We start from the raw sequence: 1,669 nt of genomic DNA on the forward strand, positions 1-1,669 counted from the left end.
ACAGCGAGGGCGCGCCCGACGGCTGGCAGGAGCGGTTCGTGTCGTCGTATGCGACGATGCATCCCGCCGAGGACTGGGCCGAGACCTTCGCCCACTATCTGCACATCCGCGACACCCTGGACACCTCGGCATGGTGCGGCTTCGCACCGGCGACGGCGACTTTCGACCGGACCATGTTGGGCCCCAGCGCCTTTGCGACGATCATCGACCTGTGGCTGCCGCTGTCGTGGTCGCTGAACATGGTGAACCGGTCGATGGGCCACGACGACCTCTATCCGTTCGTGCTGCCCGCGGCGGTGCTGGAGAAGATGCGGTTCATCCACACCGTGATCGACGAGGTGACGTCGGCGTCGGGGGGAGCCGCCGCGATCGCGGGCTAGCCCGGTTGGCGGCGCCGGAAAGTGGGCACACACCCGGCGATGTGCTTCTCGATGACGGCCTACCTGGTGGTGGGTACCGCCCTCGTGCCGGTCGCGGTGTTGACCCTGCGCGCGGTCAAGCACTGTCGCGAAGTGCCGTTTGCGTTGCTGCCCAGGGTGTTCGCGGTCCACCAGTTCATCGAGGCGGCGGTGTGGCCCAACGGCGTCGTCTCCGCGGGATTGGCGCATTTGGCGATGCGCGCCTACGTCTTCATCGCGCTGCCGCTGCTACCCGCGCTGGTCCCGGTGGCCGTCTTGATGCTCGAACCGCACGCTACCCGGCTGCGGATGGCGCCGTTCGCGATGCTCGGCGCCGTCGTCGCGGGCTACCTGGCCGTCGTCGTCCTCACCGAGCCCATCGGGGTGACGACGTGCCCCCACGCGCTGCGCTACCAGACCGGCGTTCACGACGGCTACTTCTGGGCGGTGCTCTACGTGATCGCCGTCATCGGTCCGGCGGTGCTGTCGGGCTATCGCTCCATCGTGGTGTTCGGATGGGCGAACCTGGCGGGCCTGATCGTGGTCGGCCGTCCTCTACGTGCAGGCGTTCGCGTCGCTGTGGTGTGTCTACGCCGCGGTGCTGTCGGTCCTGGTACTGGTGCACATGGCGCGACGCCGGCGACTGCCCGATCCGCACCGCTACCACGGTTTCGCCGGGGAACGGTCGGAGTCCAACGCCGTCTAAGCCGGCAACACCCGGCGCTCGTCGGGACCCCACAACGGCTGCATGTGGCCGGGCAGCGCCAGCTGCGTGGCGGTGATCGCCTCGGCCAGGTCGCGCAGCCCGGCGTGTATCCCGGCCAGCAGGCCGGCCAGCTCCGCGCGGCGCCCGTCGTCGCTGACCTGCTCGAGCTCGGCGGGATGGGACCGGCGCAGCAGGGTGCTGATCTCGTCGACCAGGCGCTCCGGGCGCGACGAACCCGACGACCCGGGCAGGTCGCGCAGGTTGGCCCGCAGCCGCTCCACCTGGTGCAGCAACGACCGCGGGTTCGTGGCGTCGAACAGCATCAGCTCGGCCATCGCGGCCACGCTGACCGAGCCGGCTGTCCGGCGCCGGTAGATCACCGCCGACTCGCAGGCCACCAGCGCCGCCTCGATGATGATCTGTTCGGCCGCCGCGGGCCGCACCACGGTCAGCGTGGCCTGCAGCAAAGCGGTGAGCCACAGGCCCCGTTCGATGCGCTTGCCGATGTCCATGATCGTCCAGCCCGCGTCGCGCACCATGGACTCGGCGGCCACCCCCGACAGCG

General features: G+C 70.0%; 3 protein-coding genes and 1 pseudogene. 3 read left to right on the forward strand and 1 reads right to left on the reverse strand.

The genetic code is table 11. The features are described 5' to 3' along the window. From AC2VOR_RS12530 to AC2VOR_RS12540, 3 genes and pseudogenes are all read left to right on the forward strand, one after another. On the forward strand, positions 1-380 hold a 380-nt coding region (locus AC2VOR_RS12530; RefSeq protein WP_486963886.1), incomplete at its 5' end, for a putative zinc-binding metallopeptidase. A 51-nt stretch (positions 381-431) separates the two neighbouring features. Next, a pseudogene (locus AC2VOR_RS12535) lies at positions 432-881 on the forward strand (DUF6629 family protein); the annotation flags it as partial. 76 nt (positions 882-957) lie between these two features. Next, complete coding sequence (locus tag AC2VOR_RS12540) at positions 958-1,104, forward strand: hypothetical protein (RefSeq protein ID WP_486963887.1); 147 nt, start codon at positions 958-960, stop codon at positions 1,102-1,104. Here the strand turns inward: AC2VOR_RS12540 and AC2VOR_RS12545 are convergent. Further along, positions 1,101-1,669 (reverse strand): alpha-E domain-containing protein (locus AC2VOR_RS12545; protein WP_486963888.1); only part of this gene is annotated, 569 nt, incomplete at its 5' end. The genes AC2VOR_RS12540 and AC2VOR_RS12545 overlap by 4 nt on opposite strands.

Source organism: Mycobacterium sp. TH-M103, from assembly GCF_057473785.1.